At 70.9% G+C, this 25,960-nt stretch carries 16 protein-coding genes; 6 read left to right on the top strand and 10 right to left on the bottom strand.

Translation table 11 applies throughout. From position 1 onward, the window contains the following. Positions 1 to 179: 179 nt before the first annotated feature. A complete protein-coding gene (locus J7357_RS19035) occupies positions 180 to 1,280 on the bottom strand; it encodes a nucleoside hydrolase (RefSeq protein ID WP_209248892.1) in 1,101 nt (366 codons plus the stop codon). Between the two features lie 256 nt (positions 1,281 to 1,536). On the opposite strand from J7357_RS19035, the gene J7357_RS19030 reads away from it, so the two are divergent. Next, positions 1,537 to 2,052: an isoprenylcysteine carboxylmethyltransferase family protein gene (locus tag J7357_RS19030; RefSeq protein WP_209248890.1), complete on the top strand. Its 516-nt coding sequence runs from the start codon at positions 1,537 to 1,539 to the stop codon at positions 2,050 to 2,052. A gap of 22 nt (positions 2,053 to 2,074) precedes the next feature. On the opposite strand, the gene J7357_RS19025 is transcribed toward J7357_RS19030, so the two are convergent. Further along, positions 2,075 to 2,572, bottom strand: coding sequence for a hypothetical protein (locus tag J7357_RS19025; RefSeq protein ID WP_209248888.1), 498 nt, complete (start codon positions 2,570 to 2,572; stop codon positions 2,075 to 2,077). A 125-nt stretch (positions 2,573 to 2,697) separates the two neighbouring features. On the opposite strand from J7357_RS19025, the gene J7357_RS19020 reads away from it, so the two are divergent. From J7357_RS19020 to J7357_RS19010, 3 genes are all read left to right on the top strand, one after another. Further along, positions 2,698 to 3,240: an O-acetyl-ADP-ribose deacetylase gene (locus tag J7357_RS19020; protein WP_209248886.1), complete on the top strand. Its 543-nt coding sequence runs from the start codon at positions 2,698 to 2,700 to the stop codon at positions 3,238 to 3,240. A gap of 245 nt (positions 3,241 to 3,485) precedes the next feature. Beyond that, positions 3,486 to 5,183, top strand: coding sequence for a ShlB/FhaC/HecB family hemolysin secretion/activation protein (locus J7357_RS19015; RefSeq protein ID WP_209248884.1), 1,698 nt, complete (start codon positions 3,486 to 3,488; stop codon positions 5,181 to 5,183). Between the two features lie 13 nt (positions 5,184 to 5,196). Further along, the gene (locus tag J7357_RS19010; protein WP_209248882.1) at positions 5,197 to 10,947 is read left to right on the top strand and encodes a GLUG motif-containing protein; all 5,751 of its coding nucleotides are present in this window, start codon (positions 5,197 to 5,199) and stop codon (positions 10,945 to 10,947) included. A gap of 180 nt (positions 10,948 to 11,127) precedes the next feature. Here the strand turns inward: J7357_RS19010 and J7357_RS19005 are convergent, their stop codons facing one another. Beyond that, entirely contained in the window at positions 11,128 to 13,173 is a 2,046-nt protein-coding gene (locus tag J7357_RS19005) for a sensor histidine kinase (RefSeq protein WP_343237437.1), read from the bottom strand. A gap of 94 nt (positions 13,174 to 13,267) precedes the next feature. Between J7357_RS19005 and J7357_RS19000 the strand changes: the two genes are divergently transcribed. Next, positions 13,268 to 13,951 carry a response regulator transcription factor gene (locus J7357_RS19000; protein WP_041500428.1) on the top strand — a complete coding sequence of 228 codons (684 nt, stop codon included), beginning with the start codon at positions 13,268 to 13,270 and terminating at the stop codon, positions 13,949 to 13,951. 150 nt (positions 13,952 to 14,101) lie between these two features. On the opposite strand, the gene J7357_RS18995 is transcribed toward J7357_RS19000, so the two are convergent. The 7 genes from J7357_RS18995 to J7357_RS18965 all read right to left on the bottom strand — a co-directional run bounded on the left by J7357_RS18995 (position 14,102) and on the right by J7357_RS18965 (position 24,584). After that, positions 14,102 to 15,106, bottom strand: a complete 1,005-nt coding sequence (locus J7357_RS18995) for a class I fructose-bisphosphate aldolase (protein ID WP_010341500.1) — start codon at positions 15,104 to 15,106, stop codon at positions 14,102 to 14,104. Between the two features lie 118 nt (positions 15,107 to 15,224). Then, a complete protein-coding gene (locus J7357_RS18990) occupies positions 15,225 to 16,634 on the bottom strand; it encodes an HD domain-containing phosphohydrolase (RefSeq protein ID WP_209248878.1) in 1,410 nt (469 codons plus the stop codon). 104 nt (positions 16,635 to 16,738) lie between these two features. Beyond that, positions 16,739 to 18,205, bottom strand: coding sequence for a pyruvate kinase (gene pyk, locus J7357_RS18985; RefSeq protein WP_010341498.1), 1,467 nt, complete (start codon positions 18,203 to 18,205; stop codon positions 16,739 to 16,741). A 244-nt stretch (positions 18,206 to 18,449) separates the two neighbouring features. Next, positions 18,450 to 19,100, bottom strand: a complete 651-nt coding sequence (locus J7357_RS18980; RefSeq protein WP_209248876.1) for an HAD-IA family hydrolase — start codon at positions 19,098 to 19,100, stop codon at positions 18,450 to 18,452. Then, the gene (locus tag J7357_RS18975; RefSeq protein WP_209248874.1) at positions 19,097 to 20,272 is read right to left on the bottom strand and encodes a phosphoglycerate kinase; all 1,176 of its coding nucleotides are present in this window, start codon (positions 20,270 to 20,272) and stop codon (positions 19,097 to 19,099) included. The genes J7357_RS18980 and J7357_RS18975 overlap by 4 nt, the downstream gene beginning before the upstream one ends. Before the next feature lie 206 nt (positions 20,273 to 20,478). Beyond that, complete coding sequence (locus tag J7357_RS18970) at positions 20,479 to 21,843, bottom strand: DUF3999 domain-containing protein (protein WP_209248872.1); 1,365 nt, start codon at positions 21,841 to 21,843, stop codon at positions 20,479 to 20,481. After that, on the bottom strand, positions 21,840 to 24,584 hold the full coding sequence (locus J7357_RS18965; RefSeq protein WP_209248870.1) for a DUF2339 domain-containing protein: 2,745 nt from the start codon (positions 24,582 to 24,584) through the stop codon (positions 21,840 to 21,842). The genes J7357_RS18970 and J7357_RS18965 overlap by 4 nt, the downstream gene beginning before the upstream one ends. A 256-nt stretch (positions 24,585 to 24,840) precedes the next feature. On the opposite strand from J7357_RS18965, the gene J7357_RS18960 reads away from it, so the two are divergent. After that, the gene (locus J7357_RS18960; protein WP_209248868.1) at positions 24,841 to 25,917 is read left to right on the top strand and encodes a methyl-accepting chemotaxis protein; all 1,077 of its coding nucleotides are present in this window, start codon (positions 24,841 to 24,843) and stop codon (positions 25,915 to 25,917) included. The last annotated feature ends 43 nt before the right edge of the window (positions 25,918 to 25,960 follow it).

Genomic DNA, 25,960 nt, shown 5'->3' with positions numbered 1-25,960 from the left:
TGGAGGGGGAACGGTGCACGCTGTCGATCGCCAGCGTCGCCTGCAACGCGCGGTTCGCGCAACCCGCCCAAGCAGCGGGCATGTCCTCCAGCGACGCGTCCGTCACCCTTCGGCCTGGCGCGGACGGCGCCAGCGTCACGTAGCGCAGCGCCCGACCGGCCCTGGGCCGAAGGCCCGCCCTACGCCGGCAGCGGCGCGCCCAGCGCCGGCGGCTGCGGCGCGGTCAGGCGCTCCACCAGCAACTGCTCGATCGCGTCCACGTCGACCTCGCGCACCACCTGCTGCGCCTGTTCGCCCAGGCCCGGCTGGTAGCCCGGCGCCCACGACAGGATGTCGCCATAGCCGGCGCCGAACTCGGTGTTGGTGTCCACGTACAGGGTCTCGCTGACGGTGGCCAGTTCCGGACGCAGCCATACCGCGGTGGCCAGTTCGTCCCACATCGGGAAGCCGGGCTCGCGCCGGCGCAGCGCATGGCCGATCGGCGTGTCGGCGGCGCTCATCCGCGCCAGCAACTGCGGGGTCAGTTCGGTGGCGGTGGACGGATCCACCGGCACCATCACCATGCGCCGCCACGGCGCACGCATCACGATGCTGGCCGCCTCCGGATCCCAGCGGATGTTGAACTCGCGCCGCGGCGAGTTGACGAACTCGCGGGCGAACTGCGCCGCCGACACGCTGTCGCGGCGCTGCCGCGGATTGAGGCTGCCGCCCATGTACACCAGTTCCTTGGCCAGGCTTGCGAATTCGGGGTCCAGCCGCTGCGCCAGGGCCAGGTTGGTCAACGGCCCGGTGGCGACGATGCTGACCTCGCCGGGGAACTCGCGCACCTTGCGGATCATGAACAGCGCCGCCGGCTCGCTGGCCGCCTGCACCACCGTGGGATTGCCCAGCGGCAGGTCCGGGACCACGTCGTGCGCGTGGTAGCGCGGCGCGCTCTGCACGGTGTCGTGCTCGACCCATTGCCGGGTCCACGCGCCCTTCCACAGCAGCTTGCCGTACAGCGCCTCCCAGCGCTCGGTGGCCAGTTCGCTGTTGAGCAGCGGAAACACCGGACCGGGCAGCACCGGCACCTCGCCGCGCCCGGCGATTTCCAGCAGCCGGCGCGTATGCGCCAGCGCCTCGTCGCGCCAGATGTTGCCGCTGACCACCGAGATGCCGAGCACCTCGACCTCGGGCGATTGCAGCAACAGCAACTGCGCAGGGGTGAAGCCGTCGATGTCGTCCTCGAGGATGACCCGGCGGCGCGGAGCGGTGGCGGTGCTGGCGGAAGCGATTGGCATGAGGCGGGACAGTGGGTGGCGGAAGGGGAACGACCGGCGCGTCGGGCGCGATCGACGTGGAACGCGGCAACACGTCGAAACGCGAGCGCCGGCGACGTGCCGCGCGGGCGCTAGGGTAATCGGGTTTGCGCGCACTGCCACGCACGACGAGGCGCTGCCGGGTCGCGCCCGTGCCCATTCGTGACGCGCTCGCGCGCGTCCGCCGGGGGCAGCCGCGTAAACTTGCGTGGCCGCAACCGAACCAGGGAAGGACTGCATGCACGAACGAACCGACCGCACCGATCCATCGCCCGCGCGCGCGCAGGCGCGCGTGCCGTTGCTGGTCCGCACGACCTCCCCGGCGCATTTCCTGCTGGCGCTGCTGCTCGGCGCCAGCCTGCAGCACGCCCTGCCGCTCCCGCTGCCGCAGGGCGCCGCGCTGGCCTGGCTGCAACTGGGGGGCGGCGTGGTCGCGCTCGCCGGCCTGCTGCTGGCGTGCTGGTGCTTCGTGCTGTTCGCACGCGACCGCACCACCCTGCTGCCCGAGCGCGCGCCCTCGCACCTGGTCTGCCACGGCCCCTACCGGCTGACCCGCAACCCGATGTACGTGAGCCTGACCCTGAGCTACCTCGGCCTGAGCGTGCAGATCGGCTGGCCGTGGTCGGCGCTGTTGCTGCCCTTGCCGTTGCTGGCCTTGCAGTGGGTGGTGATCCCCTACGAGGAAGCGCGCCTGCGCGAGCGCTTCGGCAGCGCCTATGCGCACTATTGCGCGCAGGTCGCGCGCTGGCTGTAGCCACCGGCCTGGCCGGCACGCCTCAGCGTGCCAGCCACCAGGCCGCCGCCGCGGCCAGCAGCAGCGCCAACAACACCCACCGCCAGGCCCCGCCGCGGTCGCCGGCGGCCACGGTCGAGGCGGTGCCCAACGTGGGCGCCGAGCGCAGATGCCGCTGCACCATCTCCAGCGCCTCGCGCAGCGACATGTCCGGATACTGTTCGAACACCAGCTTGGCGGCCTTGCGCCGCTCGCCGCGACGCAGCGCCAGTTCCGCCGCCGGCGGCAGGCGCCGTTCCTCGGTCGGCGTTTGCGCCGGGGCCGACGTTGCCGGTGTCGCGCCCGCTGCGGCAGCGGACGCGTGGCGGTCGAGCAACTCCGTCACCGAGCGCGCCGCGCCGGCCAGCAGCCAGGCATCGACCTGCTCCTTCGCACTGCGCAGGTCCATGCCGCTGTGCGCGCGCAGCAGCTTGATCGCCTTGACGATCTGGCCCTGCGCGAGGGCCTCGGCGACCTGTGGCGGCGGCGGGTTCGGGTTCATGTCGCAGGCGCTGAGATGGGGGCGCGTCAGTCTTGCCGCTGGCCGGTTAAGCGGCCGTGGCAGTGCGCGGCGGCGATGGCGACACCCTCACGCACCCATCATTCGGCTCCCCTAAATATCGGCGTATGAAGATCGAAATCTGGCAAGGCGACATCACCCAGCTCGACGTGGACGCGATCGTCAACGCCGCCAACGAGTCCCTGCTCGGCGGCGGCGGCGTGGACGGCGCCATCCACCGTGCCGCCGGCCCGGAACTGCTGGAAGACTGCCGGCGCCTGCCGGAACTCAAGCCGGGCGTGCGCTGCCCGGTCGGCGAAGTGCGCGCCACCGCGGGCCATCGGCTCAAGGCGCGGCATGTGCTGCATACCGTCGGGCCGGTGTGGCGCGACGGCGCCCACAACGAACCGGCCCTGCTCGCCAACTGCTACTGGCGCACGCTGCGCCTGGCCGAACAGATGGGCCTGCACTCGGTGGCGTTCCCGGCGATCAGCTGCGGCGTCTACGGCTACCCCCTGCACCAGGCCGCACGCATCGCGGTCGCCGAAACCGACGCCTGGCAGCGCGCGCACGCGGTGCCGAAGCGGATCATCCTGGTGGCCTACAACGACGCCACCGCCAAGGCCTATCGGCAGGCGCTGCGCGACGCGCAGTGCGCCACCGCGGCCTGAGCGCCCGTCCGCTGGCAGCACTACGCCCGGCGTGGGCACCTGGCCCACGCCGGGCGTAGGCTGCCCCGGATCCCAGGCATCTGCTCACTGATTGACGTTGCGGCGCGTCGCAGGGTGTCGGTGTTTCCCCGACACCGTGTCGGGGGACGCCGCAAAGAGTGATTGCGCGCTCAGATTTGCTCAGATTGACCCGCGGCGGGAAGGCTACAGTGCGCGAGCCTCAATCCTAACGCCGCCTTAACATCATGACGATCTCCTGCCGCCCGCGCCCAAGCACGCTGGCGAATGCGCTGTTTGCGCTCCCGTGGGCCGCCGGCCTGGCCTTGACCCTGACCTGCGCGACGGCACTTGCCCAGGAGGCCGCCCCGGCCGCCTACACCACCGCCGACGCGGCGGCGCCGATCGCGGTGCAGGCGATCCGGGTGACCGGCGTCGGCGCGCATCCGCGCGAGCGGATCGACCCGGCGCGCCTGCAGGCCCTGGCCGACGCCCGCCTGCACGCGCTCGGCGGCGGCACGCTGCCGGCCCGGCTCAGCTTCGCGCAGTTGCAGCAGATCGCCGACACGCTGACCCAGGCCTATCGCGACGCCGGCTTCCTGGTCGCCCGCGCGTATCTGCCGGTGCAGACCCTGGGGCCGGACCAGGTGGTCGAGATCCGCGTGGTCGAGGGCCGGGTCGGCAAGATCACCGTCGAGGGCGCGCGCCGCTACGACGACCGCCTGATCGCCAGCCCTGCCCTGGCCCTGCAGGGCCAGATCCTGCGCCAGCAGGATCTGCAGTCGGCGCTGCTGTATGCCCGCGACCTGCCGGGCGTTTCCGCCACCTCCGTGCTCAAGCCCGGCGCCAACCCAGGCGAGACCGACGTGGTGATCCAGGCGCGCGAGGAGCGGCCGCTGCAGGTCAGCGTCGGCGCCAGCAACTACGGCACCCCGAGCATCGGCCGCTACCGCGCCCAGGTCGGCGTGGACTGGAACAACCCGCTGGGCCTGGGCGACCACCTGTCCGCCAGCTACGCCTATGCGCTGGATCCGGCCAATACCTGGCAGGGCAGCCTCGCCTACCAGGTGCCGATCGCCGGCGTCGACGGCCTCAGCGCCAGCGCGTCGTACACGCGCAGCGTGGTCAACCTCGACAACGGCGCGTTCGCCGCGCTCGACATCCAGGGCCCGACCCAGCAGAGCGCGCTGGGCCTGGACTGGAAGTTCGTCAATTCCGATGCCTGGCGCGTGCAGAGCTGGCTGCACCTGGTCAAGGAAAGCTCGCGCCTGCAGGGGCTGGGCGTGCTGCTGTCCAAGCAGAAATTCGACGTGGCCGAGCTCGGCACCAGCGTGCGCCACGACGACCGCCGGCTCCACGCCATCGACCTGCTGCAGGTCAGCGTGCGCGGCGCGCTCGACGACGACTCGCCGCAGACCGACTATCTGTACGCCCGCCACGACCGCCACTTCACCGTCGCGCGCCTGAGCTACACCCGGCTGCAGGGGCTGACCGCCACGCAGCGTCTGCAATTGCGCGTCAACGGCCAGTACAGCGACGACACCCTGACCCCGCTGGAACAGTTCTCGCTGGGCGGACCGACCAGTGTGCGCGCCTTCCCGCTCGGCGCCGCGCTCGGCGACCGCGGCTTCGATTCCGGCCTGGAGTACCAGGTGGACGCACCGGGCTTCGCCAGCGCCGCCTCGCCGTTCGGCGGCCGCGCCTGGGGCCAGTTGCTGACCGCCAGCGTGTTCTACGACTACGGCCGGGTCTACCCGAACGGCGCCAACCGCGCGGTGTACGACAGCGTCACCACCTTCGAGGGTGCCGGTGTCGGCCTCAGCTTCCGGCTGCCCGACTGGCACGGGCTCTCGTTCGATCTGGCCGCGGCCAAGCCCACCGGCACCACCAAGCCGGGCGACGGCAAGGATGTGCGCTACTGGGCCCGCTTCGGCCTGACCTTCTGACCTGGGGATCCCCATGAACCGCATCTACCGCCTCGTCTTCAACCGCCACCTCGGCGTGCTCCAGGTCGCCTCCGAAGTCGCCGCCGGCCACGCTGGCGCAACCGGCACCGGCGCGGCGCGCCTGGCCGCGCCGCTGCTGCCCTTCGCCCTGGCTTGTGCGCTGGCCGCGCCCGCCTACGCCAGCGGCGTGCCGTCGCTGTCCAGCGCCACCGGCGCCACCGTGTCGCAGAACGGCGGCACGCTGCAGATCGACCAGAACGCCGCCAAGGCCGTGCTGAACTGGAACAGCTTCAACGTCGGCAAGGACGCCAGCGTGGTGTTCGTGCAGCCGTCCAGCTCGGCGGTGGCGCTCAACCTGATCGACGCCAGCCGCGGCGCCAGCGTCATCGACGGCAGCCTGCGCGCCAACGGCAACGTGTTCCTGATCAACTCCGCCGGCATCCTGTTCGGCAACCACGCGCAGGTGAACGTCGGCGGCCTGGTCGCCAGTTCGCTGGGCCTGGCCGGCGACGATGACCACGGCTACCTGCTCGCGCGCGGCGAGCATGGCGCTGCCAGCGTGGTCAACCAGGGCAGCATCAACGCCGGCAACGGCGGCTCGGTGAACCTGGTCGGCAACCATGTCGACAACCGCGGCAGCATCACCGCCGACGGCGGCGCCATCCGCCTGCTCTCGGCCGACCAGGTCAAGGTGACCATGGACGCGGCCGGCGCGATCGGCATGCAGATGGTCGCGGCCGCGAGCCAGTCGGTGGACGGCGCGGCGGCGGCGGTGAAGAACAGCGGCACCCTGCGCGCCAACGGCGGGCAGATCCTGCTGCAGGCCGGCAGCACCGGGTTGTCGCAGTTGCTGGTCAACAATACCGGCACGCTCGAAGCCACCGGCATCGACACGTCCGGCGGCAGCGTGCGCCTGATCGGCAGCGGCGGCGACGTGGCCAGCAGCGGCCGCATCGATGTCTCCGGCACCCAAGGCGGCAGCGTGCAGTTGCTGACCGATGGCGCGGTGAACGTCGATGGTCGCATCGATGCCCGCGGCAGCGCGGCCGGCGGCAGCATCCGCATCGGCGGCGGCTACCAGGGCGGCGAGCAGTTGCAACACGCCAGCGCGGCCACCGTCGCCAGCGGCGCGACGCTCGACGCCAGCGCGACCGGCCAGGGCAATGGCGGCTCGATCGTGGTCTGGTCCGACGGCCACACCGCGGTGCACGGCGCGCTGCATGCCGACGCGGCCGGCAGCGGCAACGGCGGCCTGCTCGAAACCAGCGGCCACACCGTCGACTTCTCCGGCATCGCCGTCGGCGCCAAGAGCGCCGGCCCCGGCAGCGCCGGCACCTGGCTGGTCGACCCGGAAGACCTGACCGTGGACAGCGCGGCGGCCAGCACCATCAGCGGCGCGTTGAACGGCGGCACCAATGTCACCCTGCTCGCCACCCTGACCAACGCCAGCGGTCCGGGCAACGTGAGCAGCGGCGCCGGCGACATCAACGTCAATGCGGCGATCGGCTGGAGCGGCAACTCCACGCTGACCCTGGACGCGTACCACAGCATCTATCTCAATGCGCCCATCACCGCGACCGGCGCCAACGCCGGCCTGGTGCTGAACTACGCCGGCTATACCGACAACGGCAGCGTCGGTGCAGGCGACTACTACGTCAACACGCCGGTCTCGCTCGGCGGCGCACACGCCAGCCTGGCGATCAACGGCCAGGCGTACACGCTGATCCACTCGCTGGCCGACGCGGCCACGTATTTCAACAGCCCTGGTTCCTACGCGCTGGCCCAGGACATCGACCTGGCCGGCGTCACCCGCAGCAGCGCCCTGGTGTCCTCCTTCCAGAGCAAGCTGGCCGGCCTGGGCCACAGCATCAACAACCTGACGATCTCCGGCGCCAGCGGCTACGTCGGCCTGTTCGGCACCACCAGCAGCAACAGTGTCATCCGCGACCTGCACCTGGGCAACGTCTCCATCTCCGGCGGCTATTACGTCGGCGGCCTGGTCGGCTACGGCCAGGGCGCGATCAAGAACGTCACCGTCGACGGCAGCGTGACCGGGAGCTCCGGCGGCGTCGGCGGACTGGCCGGCTACAACCTGGGCTTGATCGACGGCAGCGCGTTCGCCGGCAGCGTCAACGGGCAAAGCGCCGTCGGCGGCGTGGCAGGCAACAACGTCAGCGGCACGATCCGCAACACCCACAGCACCGGCAGCGTGACCGGCAGTTCCTCCAACACCGGCGGCCTGGTCGGCTACAACGACGGCGGCAGCCTCACCAACACGTATTCCACCAGCAACGTGAGCGGCACCTACTATGTCGGCGGCCTGGTCGGAACCAACCAGAACGCCGGCACGATCAAGAACAGCTATGCCAGCGGCAGCGTCATCGGCACCAACTCCATGGTCGGCGGGCTGGTCGGCATGAACTACCAGAGCAGCATCGCCAATACCTACGCCACCGGCAGCGTCACCGCGCCGACCTCGGTGGGCGGGCTGGTGGGCGTCAACAACCCCGGTGGGCAGAGCGTCACCTCCAGCAGCGTCAACAACAGTTACGCCACTGGCGCGGTCAGCGGCACCAACAATGTCGGTGGGTTGATCGGCTCCAATGCGGGCAGCGTCAGCAATGCGTCGTGGGACGTCGGCAGTACCGGCCAGGCCAATGCCATCAGCGGCGGCGGCGGCAGCGTGACCAACCTGACCAGCTTCGGCAGCGGCAACCGTTACAGCCACAGCACGTACGGCAATCTCGGCACCTGGACGTTGCTGACCGGCACCAGCAACGTCTACGTCGCCAGCGATGGCGTCGGCAACCCGGCCTGGATCATGATCGAGGGGCAGACGCGCCCGTTCCTGGCCAGCGAGTACAGCACCACCATCGGCAACGCACACCAGTTGCAGCTGATGGCGTACAACATGGCGGCCAACTACAGCCTGTCGGCCGACATCGATGCCAGCCAGACCGCCGGCAGCAACGCCAGCGGCATGTGGACCAGCGCCGGCTTCAGCCCGGTCGGCGACAGCAGCTACGCCTTCACCGGCAGCCTCAACGGCGCGAACCGCACGATCTCCGGGCTGACCATCGTCCGCAGCGGCACGTCCTACGTCGGCCTGTTCGGCAATACCGGCGCCGCCAGCCAGATCGGCAATCTCGCCCTGACAGGCGCCACCGTCACCGGCACCGCGTATGTGGGCGGCATCGCCGGCTTCAATGCCGGCACCCTCAGCGGCATCCGCGTCAACGGCAGCATGAGCGGCACCGGCAACTTCATCGGCGGCCTGGCCGGCTACAACAACGCCGGGACGATCGCCGGCATGCAGACCAGCGGCAGCGTGGTCGGCAGCGGCGGCGCCTACAGCGGCAACTACGTCGGCGGGCTGATCGGCAGCAACGCCAACGGCACGATCGGCACCTCGTCCTCGTCGAGCACGGTCTCCGGCGGCAGCAGCGTCGGCGGCCTGGTCGGCAACGACTACCAGGGCAGCTATAACGACGCCTTCGCCACCGGCAACGTCAGCAGCACCAGCACCACGACCGGCAACAACGTGGGCGGCCTGATCGGCAATGCCATCCAGAGCACCCTGCAGAACGTGCACGCCACCGGCACCGTCACCGCGGCCACCTCCAGTGCCGGCGGCCTGGTCGGCATGGCCGGTGCCGGCACCATCCGCAACGCGTATGCCACCGGCAACGTGTCGGGAACCCGCAGCGTCGGCGGCCTGGTCGGACGCAGTTCCGCCGCGATCGACACGGCCTATGCGACCGGCGCGGTGAACGGCACCTCGTCCGAGATCGGCGGCCTGGTCGGCACCCTGGACCACGGCAGCCTCGCGTCGACCCATGCCACCGGCACCGTGTCCGGCGGCAGCTTCGTCGGCGGCCTGGTCGGCTACAGCGACACCGGCAGCGTGGGCGCGTCCTATGCCACCGGCGCCGTGTCCGGCAGCAACTACCTCGGCGGGCTGATGGGTTACAACGACGGCGGCAGCATCGGCAATGCCTACGCCACCGGCAACGTCTCCGGCAGCATGTATGTCGCCGGGCTGGCCGGCTACAACGACAACGGCACCATCGCCAACACCTACGCCAGTGGCGATGCCACCGGCACGGCGTATGTCGGCGGCCTGGTCGGCGTCAACTACAACAACACCGTGCGCAACTCCTACGCCACCGGCAACGTTTCCGGCACTGGCGCGGTCGGCGGCCTGGTCGGCTCCAATTCCAACGGCAGCATCGTCGCCAGCTTCTTCGCCACCGACATCGGCGGCAATCCGCGGAACGTGGGTCTGAACACGGCAGGCAACAGCGTCGGCACCATCGACGCGATCAGCGGCGGCAGGTCCTGGAGCGCGCTGAACACGCTCTCCACCTTCACCGATGCCGGCTGGGCGATCGACGACCGCGGCGGTACCGGCCTGACCTGGCGCCTGTACGAACACATGGGCACGCCGTTGCTGCGCAGCTTCCTGACCCCGCTGACGATCAGCAGCAGCGTCTCCGGCCTCGACAAGACCTACGACGGCAACGGCGTCAGCGGCACGCTCGCGTCCTACACGGTCGGCGGCGCCTTCGACCCCAGCCTGCTGTTCGGATCGTCGCTGCGCTACGCGACCGCCGGCAATGGCGTCGGCAGCTACACCACCGGCAACGGCACGCTCCAGATCGGTGGCCTGGCGTCCTCGCAGCAGGGCTACGACATCGGCTATGTGGTCTCCGGCGGCATCGCCATCACCCCGGCGACGCTGACGGTGACGGCGACTTCGGGCTCCAAGACCTACGGCAACACCGCCAACCTGAGCGGCTACAGCGTCGCGGGCCTGTTCGGCAACGACACGGTGTCCGGCGTCGCGCTGGGCAGCGCGGGTGCGGGCAGCGGCGCGGCAGTGGGCAACTACGCGATCACCGCGTCCGGCGCCAGCGGCGCAGGGCTGTCCAACTACGTCATCACTTACGTCGATGGCAGCCTCCGCGTCGATCCGGCCACCCTGCGCATCGTCGCCAGCGACACCAGCAAGACCTACGGTGGCACCGTCAGTCTGAGCGGCTACAGCGTCGCCGGCCTGCTCAACGGCGACACCGTCTCCGGCGTGGCGCTGGGCAGTGCGGGCGCCGGCGCCGGTGCCGCGGTGGGCAACTACGCCATCGCCGCCTCCGGCGCGACCGGCGCAGGGCTGTCCAACTACGTCATCAGCTACGTCGATGGCAGCCTGCGCGTCGATCCGGCCACCCTGCGCATCGTCGCCAGCGACGCCAGCAAGACCGTCGGCAGTACCGCCACCCTGACCGGCTACCGCGTCTCCGGCCTGCTCAACAGCGACACCGTTTCCGGCGTCGCCCTGAACAGCGACGGCGCCGGCAGCGGCGCGGCGGTCGGCAACTACGCCATCACCGCCTCCGGCGCCACCGGTGCAGGGCTGTCCAACTACGCCATCACCTACGTCGATGGCCTGTTGAACGTGGTCGCCGGCAGCGGCGATGGCGGCGGTAGCGGCATCCAGTTGCCCACCACGACGGTGCAGGCGATCAACACCTCGGTCGCCGCCGCCACCGTGACCAGCGATGCCGGCAGTACGCCGGAGACGAGTCCGCAACAGGCTGACGAAACGGCGCGGGAGCTGGCCGCCGCGGCACGCACCGGCAGCAGCGGTACGGTGACGGCCGCCACCAACTCGATCCTGATCGTCGACGGCGGCATTCGCGCCCCGGCCGTCGCCTGCAGCCCGGGTGCGTCGGACGCCTCCGCAGACAGCTGCATCATCCGGCAGTAACCGGGAACCACCTGACGGCACCGCGTGGCGGTGTCGTCAGGTCAGCGCACTGCCTTCCTCACCGCCCTCGCCGGCCAACGCGCCGCGCCAGGCGCTCCACGACCGAGACCGGGCGCAGCCGCGCCCGATCGCTTTTGCTGTTGGCGCAAACCGCGCATCCACATGCGCGCCCGCATACGATCAGGCATCGCCCGGCGGCGGCAACCGCGGCAACGCGCGCTGTCCATCCGAACGACGCGGCAGCAGCAACACGAAGCAGACCGATTCGTCCGGCGCCTGCGTGACCAGTTGCACCGAGCCGCCAAGCCGCTCGGCGATCCGCCGGACCAGATACAGGCCGAGTCCCGCGCCCGGCGCATCCTGCGCGTTCTCGCCGCGGTAGTACTTCTGGAACAGCCGCGCCTGTTCGGCGGGCGCGATGCCTTCGCCGGGGTTGGCCACCTCCAGCCGCAGGCCTTCGCCAGTGCTGCGCACGCGCACGCGGATGGCCATGTCCCCGGGGCAATGGCGGTCGGCATTGGCGATCAGATTGCGCACTGCCACGCGCAACAGCCCGGCATCGGTGAGCAGGCCGTCGTCGTCGGTGAAGATCTCGCAGACCACGCGCTGCGGCGGAAAATCCCGGCACAACTCCTCCAGCAGCGTGCGCAGCGCACACGGCCGCAGCCGCAGTTCCGATGCCGCCTCGCCCATGCGGTCGTCGGCGAGATACTCGTCCACCAGCGCCAGCAGCCGTTGCGCGGCATCGCGGATGTTGCCGCACCGCGCGCGGTTGCGTTCCGGCGGCGCATCCAGCTTGCGCGCCAGTTGTTGCGCCGAGGTCATGATCACCGCCAGGGGCGTGCGGAACTCGTGCGACACCATCGCCACGAAATCGCGTTGGTCCTGCGCGACCTGGCGTTCGGTCTGCAGCAAGGCGCGCAAGTCGTCCTCCAGCGCCTGCCGCCGGTTGATCTCGTTGCGCAACTCGGCGGTGCGCAGCGTCACTTCGCGCTCCAGCGCCTGGCCGTGCCTGAGCGCCAGCTTCACCGCGGCATCGGCATGCCGCCGTTCGCGCAGCCGGCGCTGCCGCTCGTAACGGCCGATGAGAGCCACGCTCAGCAGCGTCATGTGCAGCATGGTGCCGAACGTGGTGGCGTACTGGGTCCAGGCATTGACCGGGACGAAGCCGAGGTTGCGCAGGAAGCCCAGCATCACCCCGAGGTAGAACGGAAAGAACGCGAGCACGAAGAACCGCGCCGGCCGATAGCGGCGCCACAGCAGGTGCAGCCCCAACCCCGCCAGCAGCAGGATCTCCAGCAGGCCCAGCGTCTGCACCGGTTGCATGCCCCAGGCGTAGTGGCCGGCGAGCACGGCCACCGCGCCGGCAAGCGCGACCGCCCACAGCGCGCGCGTGCCCCAGCGCACCAGTTGCGGATGGAAGGCGCGCAGGTTCAGTTGCCGGCAGGCGACCTGGAATCCCACCGGCAGACTGCAGGCGATGCTGATGCCCAGCAGCGTGTCGCTCCACGCCATCGGCATGCCGGTGACCTGCTGTACCAGGCCGATCGACAGCGCCTCGTTGAGCACGCAGCCGCCGAGATAGGCCACGAACAGGCCACTCATGCGCGCGCGCGTGGCCAGCCAGAACAGCACGTGCAGACACAGCAGCAGCAGGTAGAAGCCGAAATACAGGCCGAACTGCAGTCCTTCGCGCCGCGACTGGTTGTCGAACGGCAGCCGTTGCCACACGTCCAGACGGGTGACCATCGCGTTCTTGCTGCGCAACCGCAGCAGCACCTCGTAATCGCCCGCATGCGTTGGCGCAAACTGGAAGACCGGGCTGCGGTAATCCACCGGCCAGTCGCGTCGCGGCAGGCGCTCGCCGCTCTCCCCGAGCGCGCGCCAGGCGCCGCCGGCGGGGCGCACATAGGCCTGCACATCATCGAGCAAGGCATTGCTCAATCGCAGCATCCAACCGCCCGGCGGTACACTTTCGACATGAACAGGCAGACGCAGCCACACGGCACCGTCGGCGAATCCCGCGTTGAGGCCGGCGGGCAGCCGCGTCCAGCCGCCCGCCGCGGCGGCCTGCGTGGCGTCGAGTCGGCCTTGCGGATCGTCCAGGCGCTGCAGGTATCCGCTCGCATCGTGGTGCGCGGCGGTCAGCGGCAGCGCCGCGGCCGGGGATGGCGCCGGCTCGGCGGCCACGCACACGCCCATTGCCGCCACGAGCCATGCGCTCACCAGCCAGCGCCACCATTGCGCCATCATTCGCCATACCGCACCGTTGCCAGCCGATGACGTTACAGCAAACCGCACTGCGCGAGGACGCGACTCCATGTCCGAAGTGATCCTGCTCGAGGACGAGCCGGTGCTGTGCGAGGAACTCGGCGAGTTCCTGCAGGATCTGGGCTATATCGCCGTCTGCGTGGACAGCATCGCCGGCTTCCGGCAACGATTCGATCCGGCGCGCCACACCATGGCCGTCATCGACGTGGGCCTTCCCGATGGCAGCGGCCTGGAGTTGATCCGCGAGCTGCGCCGCGCCGGTCATCGGCTGGGCATCGTGGTGTTCAGCGCGCGCAATACCGCCAGCGACCGCATCGCCGGGCTGGAGTTCGGCGCGGATCACTACCTGGGCAAGGGCATCGACCTGGACGAGCTGGCCGCGACCCTGGCCGCGCTCGGCCGCCGCCTGGCGCTGCCGCCACCGGCGGCGCGCTGGGTGCTGGAACTGGCCGCCGCCCGCCTGAACGTGCCCAACGCACCGCCGGTGCCGCTGTCGCGCCAGGATCTGCTGGTGCTGGCGTGCCTGATGCGCCATGCCGGCGAGAGCGTGGGCCACCGCGAGATCGCCGATGCGCTGGGGGTGAACTTCCTCGAGTACGACCGGCGGCGCCTGGACACGCAGATGTACCGCTTGCGGCGCCGCGTGGAAGAGATCAGCGGACGCCCGCTACCGGTGAAGACCTTGCGCAACAGCGGCTATCGCTTCCACGCCCCGGCGGCGATCGCACCCTGAGCGGCGCGGTGCGGCGCGGCGTGCATCGCCGACGCGCCCTGCGGCCTGGCCACCGATGCGCAAGCGCCACTGCCGGCTCCCACAAGTCGCCGAGCCCCGAAACGAAAAACGCCGGCGATGCCGGCGTTCTTCGTAGGCGCTACGGGGCGATCAGCCCTGCCACTTGCCCAGCGCGGCCAGGCCGTTTTCCTTGGCGCGCTCGTACACCACCTGCTGCGCCTTGGCGAAATTGCCCTTCATGTCCTGCGCCCACAGCTTCAGCGCGGCCTGCTGCATGGCGCGGCCGTAGGAGAAGCTCAGCGGCCACGGCAGGTTGCCGAGCTGGTTCATCGCGTTGAGGTGCGCGGTGGACTGCTCGTCGGTCTGGCCGCCGGACAGGAACACGATGCCCGGCAGGATCGCCGGCACGGTGCTCTTGAGGCACATCACGGTGGACTCGGCCACTTCCTCGACGCTGGCCTGCTCGTCGCAGTCCTTGCCGGCGATGACCATCGAGGCCTTGAGGATGGTGCCTTCCAGGACCACGTTCTGCTCGTACAGCGCGCCGAACAGCGAACGCAGCGTGGCTTCGGTGACCTCGTAGCAGGTCTCGATGTCGTGGTCGCCGTCCATCAGCACTTCCGGCTCCACCATCGGCACCAGGCCCTGCTCCTGGCACAGCGCCGCGTAGCGGGCCAGCGCATGCGCGTTGGTCTCGATGCACACGCCGGACGGGATGTCCTCGCCGATGGTGATGACCGCACGCCACTTGGCGAAGCGTGCGCCGAGCTTGTAGTACTCCTCCAGGCGCGCGCGCAGGCCGTCGAGGCCTTCGGTGATCAGTTCGCCCGGCATGCCGGCCAGCGGATGCGTGCCCTTGTCGACCTTGATGCCGGGGATGATGCCGTGCTCGGCCATGTACTTGGCGAACGGCACGCCGTCCTTGGTCTTCTGGCGGATGGTCTCGTCGTACAGGATCGCGCCGGAGATGTGGTCGCTCAGCTTCGGCGTGGTCAGCAGCAGCTCGCGGTAGGCACGGCGGTTCTCTTCGACATTCTCGATGCCCACGCCGGCGAAGCGCTTGGCGATGGTGCTGGTGGATTCGTCGATCGCGATGATGCCCTTGCCCGGGGCGACCATTGCCTGTGCGGTTTCGGCAAGCTGTTCGATGCTCATACGGTTCCTGATGGCTGCAACGGGGGAACCCCCAGTATACCGGGCCGGCCTGCATGCATTCCGTTACCGCCGGCATTGCAAGCGGTTACAGGCGTAGACCGCGCAGGTTCCCGGCACTTCAGGCAAGCGCATCCGTCATCGCGTCGCACTGCACATGCGCATCGCCCTGCGCTGTCTTCAGCGGTGCTGCGTCCGCGGACGGCGCCTGCGCGGGCGCGTCCTGCGCGACCGGCAACGCGATGTCGAGCGCATCGAGCAACGGCTGCCAGTCCTCGGCGCAGCGCGCGCGGCGGTGTGCCAGCAACGCGGCATGGCGGCGCAACCCCGGCAACTGCCAGCGCAGTTCGCAACAGACGCGATCGACTTCCTCGGCAGCCTCCGGCGCGGCGATCAGCCACGGCAGTTGCTCGACCATCTTGCCGGCGCCGGAGTCGTGGATGGCCATGATGTAGCCCACGATCAACAGCAGCAGATGCTGCAGGGCCGCGCGCTCGTCCTCGCGCAGGTCGCCGCCGCGCTGCAGGCGCAGGGCTTCGTCGCGCGCCCGCTCCAGGCCGTCGAGCAAGGCCGCCACCCCTTCGCGCAGATGCTGCGGATCGTGCGTCGACGCCGGCTCCGGCGCGCAGTCGCGCAGGCGCTCGCTCAGCAGGTCGACCACCTCGCGCGGGAACTGTCCGGGCACCACGCGCAGCGCGATGCGCATCCGTGCCAGCGCCTGCGCATGGCCCCGCTCGCGTTCGAACAAGCCATCCAGCGCTTCGGCGCAGGAGATCAATCGACCCAGGGGCGAGAGTACCGACGCACCGACCGGGTAGCCGGAACCATCGATGCGCTCGTGATGCTCGCGCGCGGCGGCGGCCTGCTGCGCCGAATACACGCCGGATTCGCCGAGCAGCGCGGCGCTGATCACCGGATGCACGCAGTGCATGCGCCACTGCGCGAAGTCCTGCTGCGCCTCCGGCAATTCCAGCACCGCCGGATCCACGTACATCTCGCCGAGATCGTGCAGCAGGCCGACCTCCGCGGCCTCGCGCATGGCCGCGTCCGAGCGCGACAGCAGCGCCGCCAGCCAGGCCACCAGCATCGCCACCCGCACCGCGTGCGAGAACGCGGCCGGCCGGGTCTGGCCGAGCGTGGTCAGCAAGGTGCCGGGCGCGCCCAGCGTACGGGCGCGGGCCAACGTGGCCATCACCGGCGGCACCTGGTCGCCCAGCAACTGGCGCAGGTGCGGGTGTTCGTCCAGTTCGCGCTGCGCGGCCAGTTGCACCTCACTCGGGCGCAGTTCCTCGCAGAACGCCAGCGAGGATTCGAGCGGACGCAGCAGGCGCCGCGCGATCAGGCGCTCGCGCAGCCCGGCGTTGATGCGCTGCCCCTTGGCGACCAGCAGGATGCCGCGGCGGTCACGGATGTCTTCGGTGACCACCAGCTCGCGCGTGGCCGAGGCCTGGATCAGGTGTTCAAGGCAATGCGTGCCGGGGCGTTCGGGCAGGTCCAGCCCGAGTTCGGCGTGCGCGCTTGGGGACGTCATGGGGGTGTCGCACGATCAGGGAACGGGGGGCGCCGCGCCGTTCCATGCGCGATCGAACAGGTGTCGCCGACGGCGCGGCGGCCGAAGCCGCCGCGCCGCGTCCTTCAGAGTTCGCCCAGGCCGCTGGCGCGGCCGTCCGGGCCGACCTCGAGCAGGCGCAGGGTGTTGGTCGCGCCGTGGGTTTCCATGTGTTCGCCGCTGGTGAACACCACGCGGTCGCCCGGCGCCAGCAGGCCGGCCTCGACCAGCACGCGGATCGCGCCGCGCGCGGCCTCGCGCGGGGTCAGGCCGCGGCTGTCGAAGTTGATCGGGAACACGTCGCGCATCATCGCCATGTGCCGGCGCGCGCCGTCGTGGCGGGTCACCGCGAAGATCGGCGCCTTGGCGCGGAAGCGCGACAGGTAGCGCGGGGTGCCGCCGGATTCGGTCATCGCCACGATCGCGCGCACGCCCACGTGCTGGGACAGGAACATCGTGGCCATGGCGATGGCCTGGTCGGCGCGCTCGAGGTTGCGCGGGGCCATGCCGAAGTCGGTCTCGGTCTCGAACTGGCGCTCGGCGCCCAGGCAGATGCGCGCCATCGCCTCGACCGCGCGGATCGGATAGGCGCCGGCGGCGCTCTCGGCCGACAGCATCACCGCATCGGTGCCGTCGATCACCGAGTTGGCCACGTCCAGCACTTCGGCGCGGGTCGGGATCGGGCTCTCCACCATCGACTGCAGCATCTGCGTGGCGGTGATCACCACTTTGTTCTGCGCCAGCGATTCCTTGATGATCTTCTTCTGCAGGCCCGGCAGCTCGGCGTCGCCGATCTCCACGCCCAGGTCGCCGCGCGCGACCATCACCACGTCGGAGGCCTCGACGATCTCGCTCAGGTTCTCGATCGCCTCGGTGCGCTCGATCTTGGACACCAGCGCCGCGTCGCAACCATGCGCGCGGGCGATGCGCCGCGCCTCGTTCATGTCCTCGGCGTTGCGGCAGAACGACACCGCGATGAAGTCGACGCCGATCTTGGCGACGATGCCGATCAGTTCCTTGTCGCGCTCGGTCAGCGCGCCCAGCGACAGGCCGCCGCCCTGCTTGTTGAGCCCCTTGCGATCGGACAGCACGCCGTCGTTGAGTACGCTGGTGACGATGCGCTCGCCCTGCACTTCGACGACCTTCAACTGCATCAGGCCGTCGTCCAGCAGCAGCACGTCGCCCGGGGCCACGTCCTGCGGCAGGCCCAGGTAGCTGACGCCGACCTGGCTGGCGTCGCCCGGCGCGGCATTGGGGTCGGCGATCAGGTCGAAGCGGTCGCCGAGCTTGAGCGAGACCTTGCCCTGGGCGAAGCGTTCGATGCGGATCTTCGGGCCCGGCAGGTCGGCGAGGATGCCGATCTCGGCACCGACGCGGGCCGCGGCGGCGCGCACTTCGGCGGCGCGCTTGGCCTGGCCTGACGGATCGCCGTGGCTGAAGTTCAACCGCACCACGTTGACGCCGGCGCGGAACAGATCCTCGAGCACGCCCGGCGGGTCGGTGGCAGGACCGAGGGTGGCGAGAATCTTGGTGCGGCGCTGACGTTCGATCATGATGGCATCCTTGGAAAAAGCGCTCAAAGCTAGCACACGCGCCCCTCACACAGCATGGCATTTCGGCATAGACGCACGCGCGGCCTGGCATAGGGAGCGGACAATGCGGGACAGTATGTGGTCATGTCGCGCCAACCGGCGCCGCCCCGCGGGCGCCACAGATGAGATGACATCAGGCAATGCGCCGTGCGTGGCCAAGGCCATGTGCGCCGGACACACCGGCGCACGTGCCCATTCAGGCCATTCAGGCCGCGACCAGCGCCGGCAGTTGCGCCGGCGTCTGCGCCAGCACATCGGCGCCGGCCTGGCGCAGTTCCTCGGCATCGCCGAAGCCCCACAGCACGCCGATGCTGCGCATGCCATGGTGGCGCGCACCGTCGATGTCCATGCGTCGGTCGCCGATCATGCGGCATTGCGCCGGCACGACCGCCAGCCGCCGCAGCGCCTCGGCGATCAGGTCCGGCTTGGCCCGGCGCGCGCCGTCGTCGCTGGCGCCGACGATCTCCTCGAAGCGAGCGCCGAACGGCAACTGCTCGACGATGCGCCGCGCGAAGCGCTCGTTCTTCGAGGTCACCACCGCCAGGCGGTGGCCTGCCGCGGCGATCGCCTCCACCGCCGCGCCGATGTCCGGGAACACCGTGTGCTCGCGCCAGCCGTGGCTGTCGTAGCGGCTGCGGTACAGCGTCAAGGCCTGCTCCACCAGCACCGCATCGCCGCCGAAGTGCTGCTGGAAGCTGTCGCGCAGCGGCGGACCGATCCAGGCGCGCAACTGCGCCGGACTCGGCAGCGGCTGGCCCAGTTCGGCGAAGGCATGGCGCAGGCTGCCGACGATGCCGGCCTCCGAATCGACCAGGGTGCCATCCAGGTCGAAGAACAGGACGTCGGCGGCGCTCACGCGCCGCGCGCCTGCAGCGCGGCCACCGCCGGCAGGGTCTTGCCTTCCAGGAACTCCAGGAACGCGCCGCCGCCGGTGGAGATGTAGCTGACCTGCTCGGCGATGCCGTACTTGTCGACCGCGGCCAGGGTGTCGCCACCGCCGGCGATGGAGAACGCCGACGATGCGGCGATCGCCCGCGCCAGGGTCTCGGTGCCCTTGCCGAAGGCGTCGAACTCGAACACGCCGACCGGGCCGTTCCAGACCACGGTGCCGGCCTTGGCGATCAGCTCGGCGTAGTGCGCGGCGGTCTGCGGGCCGATGTCCAGGATCAGGTCGTCGTCGGCAACGTCGGTGACCGCCTTCACCGTGGCCTCGGCATCGGGCATGAACTGCTTGGCCACCACCACGTCGCTGGGCAGCGGGATCGCCGCGCCGCGCGCATTGGCGTCGGCGACGATCTTGCGCGCGGTGTCCAGCAGGTCAGGCTCGCACAGCGACTTGCCCACCGCGTGCCCGGCGGCGGCGATGAAAGTGTTGGCGATGCCGCCGCCGACGATCAGCTGGTCGACCTTGTCCACCAGGTTGGACAGCAGCTCCAGCTTGGTCGAGACCTTGCTGCCGGCGACGATCGCCAGCAGCGGCTTGGCCGGTTGCTCCAGCGCCTTGGCCAGCGCATCCAGCTCCGCCATCAGCAGCGGGCCGCCGGCGGCGACCGGCGCAAACTTGATCACGCCATGGGTGGAGGCCTGCGCGCGGTGCGCGGTGCCGAAGGCGTCCATCACGAACACGTCGCACAGCGCCGCGTACTTCTTCGCCAGCGCCTCGTCGTCCTTGCCCTCGCCGACGTTCATGCGGCAGTTCTCCAGCAGCACGATCTGCCCCGGCTGCACCTCCACGCCATCGACCCAATCGCGGATCAGCGGCACGTCCACGCCGAGCAGCGCAGCCAGGCGGACGGCCACCGGCTCCAGCGAATCCTCCTGGGTCCACACGCCTTCCTTGGGCCGGCCCAGGTGCGAGGTCACCATCACCGCCGCGCCCTGTTCCAGCGCGTGCTTGAGCGTCGGCACCGAGGCCAGGATGCGCTGCTCGGAGGTGATCAGGCCATTGTCGATCGGCACATTCAGGTCTTGCCGGATCAGCACGCGCTTGCCGGACAGGTCGAGATCGGTCATTCGCAGGATGGACATGTAAGTGCTCGCTTTCGTGGGGTTGCAAAGGGAAAACCGCGCCATCGGTGCAGTGTCGACGTCGGCGACGGAACGCCAGGTGCAGGCGCGCCGGCCGATCGCCGCGCGGCGGCGAAACCCCCATTGTCCGGCGTCGGCCGCACAGCGGCAAATCGGTGCGCTGGCGCACGCACGGCGCAGCGTGCGCGCGATCGCCTTCCCGCGGGTCAGCCCGCGCCGTCGGCGGCGGCGGGTTTGCGCAGCAGGCTCAGCGCGAAACCGACCACCAGCAGCGCGCCGCCGATCAGCAGCGCCCACAGCAGCCAGGTCTTCCAGTCGCGCGGCGGTGGCGGTGCCTGCAACGCCGCGGCGCCCGCCAAGGGTTGCGCTGCGCCGAGGCTGGCGGTGGCCGGCGCCCATTGCGGCCCGCGCTGGGTATGCAAGGCCTGCAATGCGGCGGCCAGCGGCGCCGGCGCACGCTGGGTGCGCGCACTGCCGGCGGCCAGCGCATAGGGCGGCGCGCCCTGCGCCAGGAACACCAGCGTCTCCGGCTGGTAGCCCAGGCGCAGCGCTGGCCGCTGCCGGCCCGGATCCTGCGCGGCGAGCAGCCGCCAGTAGCGGTCGCGCACCGGCGCGGTCAGCGCCTGCGGCGGCGAACGACTGCCGCCGCCGACCTGGTAGGCCAGCCACGGACCGGCGCGATCCTGCCACGGCGCCTCGGCGCTGTCGCGGCTCTGCACGCGCCATTCGATGGCGTTGTTGCCGGGCAAAGCGATGTCGATGCGCGTCACCGGATAGCGCCCCGGCGACACGAACGCATAGCTGTGCTGGGCGGGATCGCTGCTCGCCGCGTCCAGTTGCTGCCAATGCCAGTCGGCGGCGACCGGTGCCGGCGCCAGCTCGGCCTCCACCCCGGTCAGCGGCGGCGCGCCGGCGCCGGCCAGCGGCAGCAGGCGCAGATAGCGCACTTCGCGGCCGATGGGGATGCGCAGCTGCTGCAGGCGATGCCCCTGATTGCTGAGGTCGACCAGGGTCGCCTCGTCCACCACCACCTCCCAGTCGCGCAGATCGTCGCTGCCTTCGACGCGGTAGCGGGCCTGCTGTGGCTGCGCGGCGGCGGCCCATTGCAGCGACAGCGCGCGCAGCGGCGCATGCAGTGCGCTGGCATCGACCAGCCAGCCGGCAGCCGCTGCATCGCTGCCACCACCCGCCACGCGGGTCTGGATGCGGCGCACGCTGCCGTCGCGGTCGCGTTCGGCGATCAGCTCCAGGTCCGCTGCGCGCCCGTCGCGCGAGGCCGGCAACGGAAACCACGGCAACGGCTGCCGGCGCGGCGCGGTCTCGGCCTGCTCGGCGGCGAACAGCGCCGCCGGCAGCGGATCGCCGGCGGCATTGAACACCTCCACGTCGCCCAGCGAGGCGCGCTGCGCACTGCGGTAGACCGCATCGTCGAGTTGCACGCGATAGGCGCCGGCATCGGCGTCCTGCAGGGTCAGCGGCCACTGCTGGGCGTAGTCGTCGCGGTGGCTGGCAGCGAACGCGCACAGCGGCAAGCCGGCCAGCAGCAACGGAAACAGCGCACGTCGGATCATGGGATGGCCTCCTCGGCCGGTTCGGCGGCGCGCGGCGGTGCCGGCGCCAGATAGCCGACCACCGTACACAACAGCCCGTACGCGATGAACGACGCGATGCCGGCGACGTTGCCGAGATTGCCGCGATCCACCAGCAGCAACTTGCCCAGCACCACCGCCATCAACACCGCGCCGGCCAGCCACAGGCCGCGCTGGCCGCGGCGCGAGCCCAGCACCCAGCCGAGCACGCCCAGCACGCTCCAGACCACGGTCAGGCTGGTCTGCGCCACGCCATCGCCGAGCACGCCGGGCCACGGCACCGCCGCCCAATAGTGCACCGCATGCAGGGTGACGCTGGTGATCCACAAGAAGCCGGCAGTGGCCAGCAGATGGGTGCGCCACGGGCGCAGCGGTGCCGGCAGTTCGGGGCTGCGGGTCCAGCGTACGCCCAGGACCAGCAGCGCCAACTGGCTCAGTTCCAGCGGATTGAGCAGCGGCACCCAGGGCAACGGCGCGCTGCTGCCGGGCAGGCCCAGGCTGTACAGCCAGGCCACCGTCAGCAGTCCGAAATAGGTGCTCTGCAGCGTGCTGCGGCACGGTGCGAAGGCCGTTCCCAGCGGCGCCGCCAGCCAGTTCCAGCGCCACAGCGACAACGCCGTCGCCAGCAACCAGGGCGCCAGCAACAGCATCCAGCGCCAGCCGGCGGCGAGGTTGCTGTGCAGCGCGATCCAGGTGCACAGCAGCCCGACCACGGTGGGCCACACCAGCCACCACACGAACTGCGCCGCGCGCGCCACGCCGCCCCCGCTGTCGCGTAGGCACAGCAGGCTGCGCACGCCGAGCACCGCGAACAGCGCCCAGGCCCAGGCGCCATGCCCGGCGAACGGCTGCCCGTGCGCATCGGCCTGCCAGGCCGCCAGCGGCAACGCCAGCGCCAGGCCGCCCAGCGTGGTCGCGGCCAGCGCCGGCGCCGGCCAGCGGCGCTGCGCTTCGGCCGCGAGCCAGCCGCTGACCGCCGCCCAGGCCAGCAACACGTCCGGCCGCGCGTCGGCATCGACGAAGCGCAGGATCTCGGCGACGCCGATCCCGCACCACCAGGCCAGTCCCCACAGGTAGTAGCCCAGCGCCGGCATGGCGGCGCGCGCACGGCGATAGCACCAGGCGCTGGCGAAGCCGGCCAGGGCCAGCAGCAGCGCGCTCATGCAGGTGGCATTGGCCACGGCCTGGCTGTCCTGCACCGCCGCGTCCAGGCCCAGGGTGAAGCCCAACGCGGCCGCCATCTGCAGCCCGGCGCCGCTGAGCTGCGGCAGCCAGCGCCGCTGGCGCAGGCCCAGCCACACCAGCGCCGCGCCCTCCAGCGCGAACACGCTGGCGGTGGCCCGCGCCGACAGCGCCAGCGGCACTGCCAACGTGGCGAAGCCCACCGCCAGCACCGCATACGCCTGCCCCAGCAGGGCGAAGCGCGCGCGCCGGATCAGCGCCGCGGCCAGCAGCGCATAGAGCGCCGCCAGAGCCAACGCGCACAAGGCCAGCGGCAGGCGCTCGCCGCGCAACAGGCCGGCCTGCAGCGAGAACGCGATCAGCGGCGTGCCGAACAGCAGGCTGCCGTCGATCAGCGCGCTGCGCGCTGCCTGCTGCCGCCGCGCGTACAGGATCGGGATCAGCAGGTAGAAGGCGAAGAACAGCAGCAGGAACGGCTCGGTGCTGGCGAACTTCTCCGGCCGGTACTGCAGCACGCCCCACAGCGTGCCGATGCCGAAGGTGAAGCCGAACCCGAGCAGGTTCAGCACCCGCCACGGCCGGTACCAGGCGATCGCGAACACCGCCGCGTTGAGCAGCGCGTAGTAGGAGAACAGCGCCACATGGTTGCCGCTGCCGGTGGACAGCCACAGCGGCGCGAGGAAGCCGGCCAGCGTGCCCAGCACCGCCAGGGTGCGCGATTCCTGCGCCACCGCCAGCACGCACATGCCCGCGACCAGGGCGATGCTCAGCGCCAGCGCCGCCCCGGCCGGGATCAGCCCGGACAGCTTGAACGCGGCGAACACGGTCAGCAGCAACACGCCGATCGCCCCGCCCTGCAGGGCCAGCGCGAAGCTGCGCTTGCGCGTGCGCTGGCGCCAGCCGAAGGCCAGGCCCGCCAGCGACGCGGCGGCGATGCCGGCATAGCGCAGCTGGATCGGCATGCGCAGCCAGCCCTGATCGCCGGCGTACTTGAGCAGCGCGGCGACGCCGGCCAGCAGCACCAGCATGCCGATCTTCACCGGCACGTTGCCCTCGGTGAACCAGCGCTTGACCCCGCTCACCAGCCGCTCGATCGGGTCAGGCCGGTGCGGCGCGGCGATCGCGGCCGCCGCGGCGGCGCGCGCCTGCGCTTGCGCCTGCTGCTGCTCGGCGCGCTCGACCGCGGCGGCCAGCGTCGCGAAATCGTCGGTGTGCTGCGGCATCGGCAAAGGCGGTGGCAGTGGCGGCGGCGCGACCGCGTCCTCCACGACAAGGGGCGGACGTGCGGGCTCGGGCGACGCCGCGATCGGCGCGTCCTCGGCCTGCGTCTCGGCATCGACGGCGGATTCCGTTTCCCCGGCCGCGGCCGCAGGACCGGCCCAGGCCGCCGCAGGCGCCGCCGGGGCGGCCGCCATCCTTGCGACCCGCACCTCCAGCGCGGCGAGCCGCTGGCGCAGGCGCGACTGCCCGACCAAGGCCACGATCAACAGCACCGGCATCGCCAGCACCGCCAACACCACCAGCACGACCAACATCTCCATTCGACTCGCATCTCCACGGCGGTGGCGCGGCGCCTGTGACGCGCACCAGGTGTCCGGCGGCGCCGGACCTGGCGCAGATGGTAGACGAGTTCGGTACCGACATCGGCCCACAGGCGAGGCCGCAGCCCAGGCAGGGCAAGCCTCGGCGTTCCGACGAACGGTCTTCACAGCACCCTCAAGTCGATGAATGGACGGCCGCTACACCCCTTACCGCGTCGTCCGTCTGCTGTTCCCTCCCACCCCACCGGCAGCATGAATGAACCTACCCGCCCACCCCGCAGAAACGGGGATCGATGACCATATCCGCGCCGTCGTCGGCCTCTCCGACCAATTGCTCGGCCAACTGCGCCGCTCCTTGCAGGGCATCGACGCGATCAACCGCACCACTCACATGATCTCGATGAACGCGCGCATCGAATCGGCGCGCATCGGTGCCGCCGGACGCGGCTTCAGTGTCATCGCGCAGGAAATGGACGGGCTGTCGCGGCGCGTGGCCGAGGCCACCCAGGACCTGGACAAAGTCGCCGCGCGCACCAGCGCGGAGATGCGGCAGACGCTGAGCCGGCTGCAGGACGACGTGCGCCGCACCCGGCTCAGCGAACTGGCCCTGAGCAACATCGACCTGATCGACCGCAACCTCTACGAACGCAGTTGCGACGTGCGCTGGTGGGCCACCGACGCCGCGGTCGTGGCGGCAGCGCGCACCGACAGCGACGCCGAGGCGCTGGCCTACGCGTCGCGGCGCATGGGCCAGATCCTGGATTCGTACACGGTCTACTTCGATTTGATCCTGGCCGGCAGCGATGGCCGCATCCGCGCCAACGGGCGGCCGCGGCAGTTCGCCTCGGTCGGCAGCGACGTCTCCGCGCAACCGTGGTTCGAGCAGGCCATGCGCACCCGCAGCGGCGAGGACTTCAGCTTCCAGGGCGTGCACGCCAGTGCGCTGGCCGATGGCGAGCGGGTCCTGGTGTACGCGTGCACGGTCCGCGAGGGCGGACGCATCGATGGCCGCGTGCTGGGCGTGCTGGGCATCGTGTTCCGCTGGGACGCGCTGGCGCAGACGATCGTGCAGCGCACGCCGCTGTCCGAATCCGAGTGGGGCCGCAGCCGGGTCTGCATCGTCGACGCGCAGGGCCAGGTGCTGGCCGACTCGGCCGGGCGCATGCTGCAGGACCGGATCGACTTCGACGGCCGCGACGCCTTGTTCAAGCAACCGCGCGGCGCCGTGCTGATCGACCTGGACGGCCAGCCGCACTGCATCGGGCATGCCGCCTCGCCCGGCTACGAGACCTACCGCACCGGTTGGCACTCGCTGATCCTGCAGGCCCTGTAGCACGCCCACGCCGCACTGGCGCTCCGCGCAAAAAGCGGCAGCG

This window comes from Xanthomonas sp. D-109 (assembly GCF_017746095.1).
Lineage (GTDB): Bacteria > Pseudomonadota > Gammaproteobacteria > Xanthomonadales > Xanthomonadaceae > Xanthomonas_A > Xanthomonas_A sacchari.
This window is presented reverse-complemented; position numbering and strand designations above follow the sequence as displayed.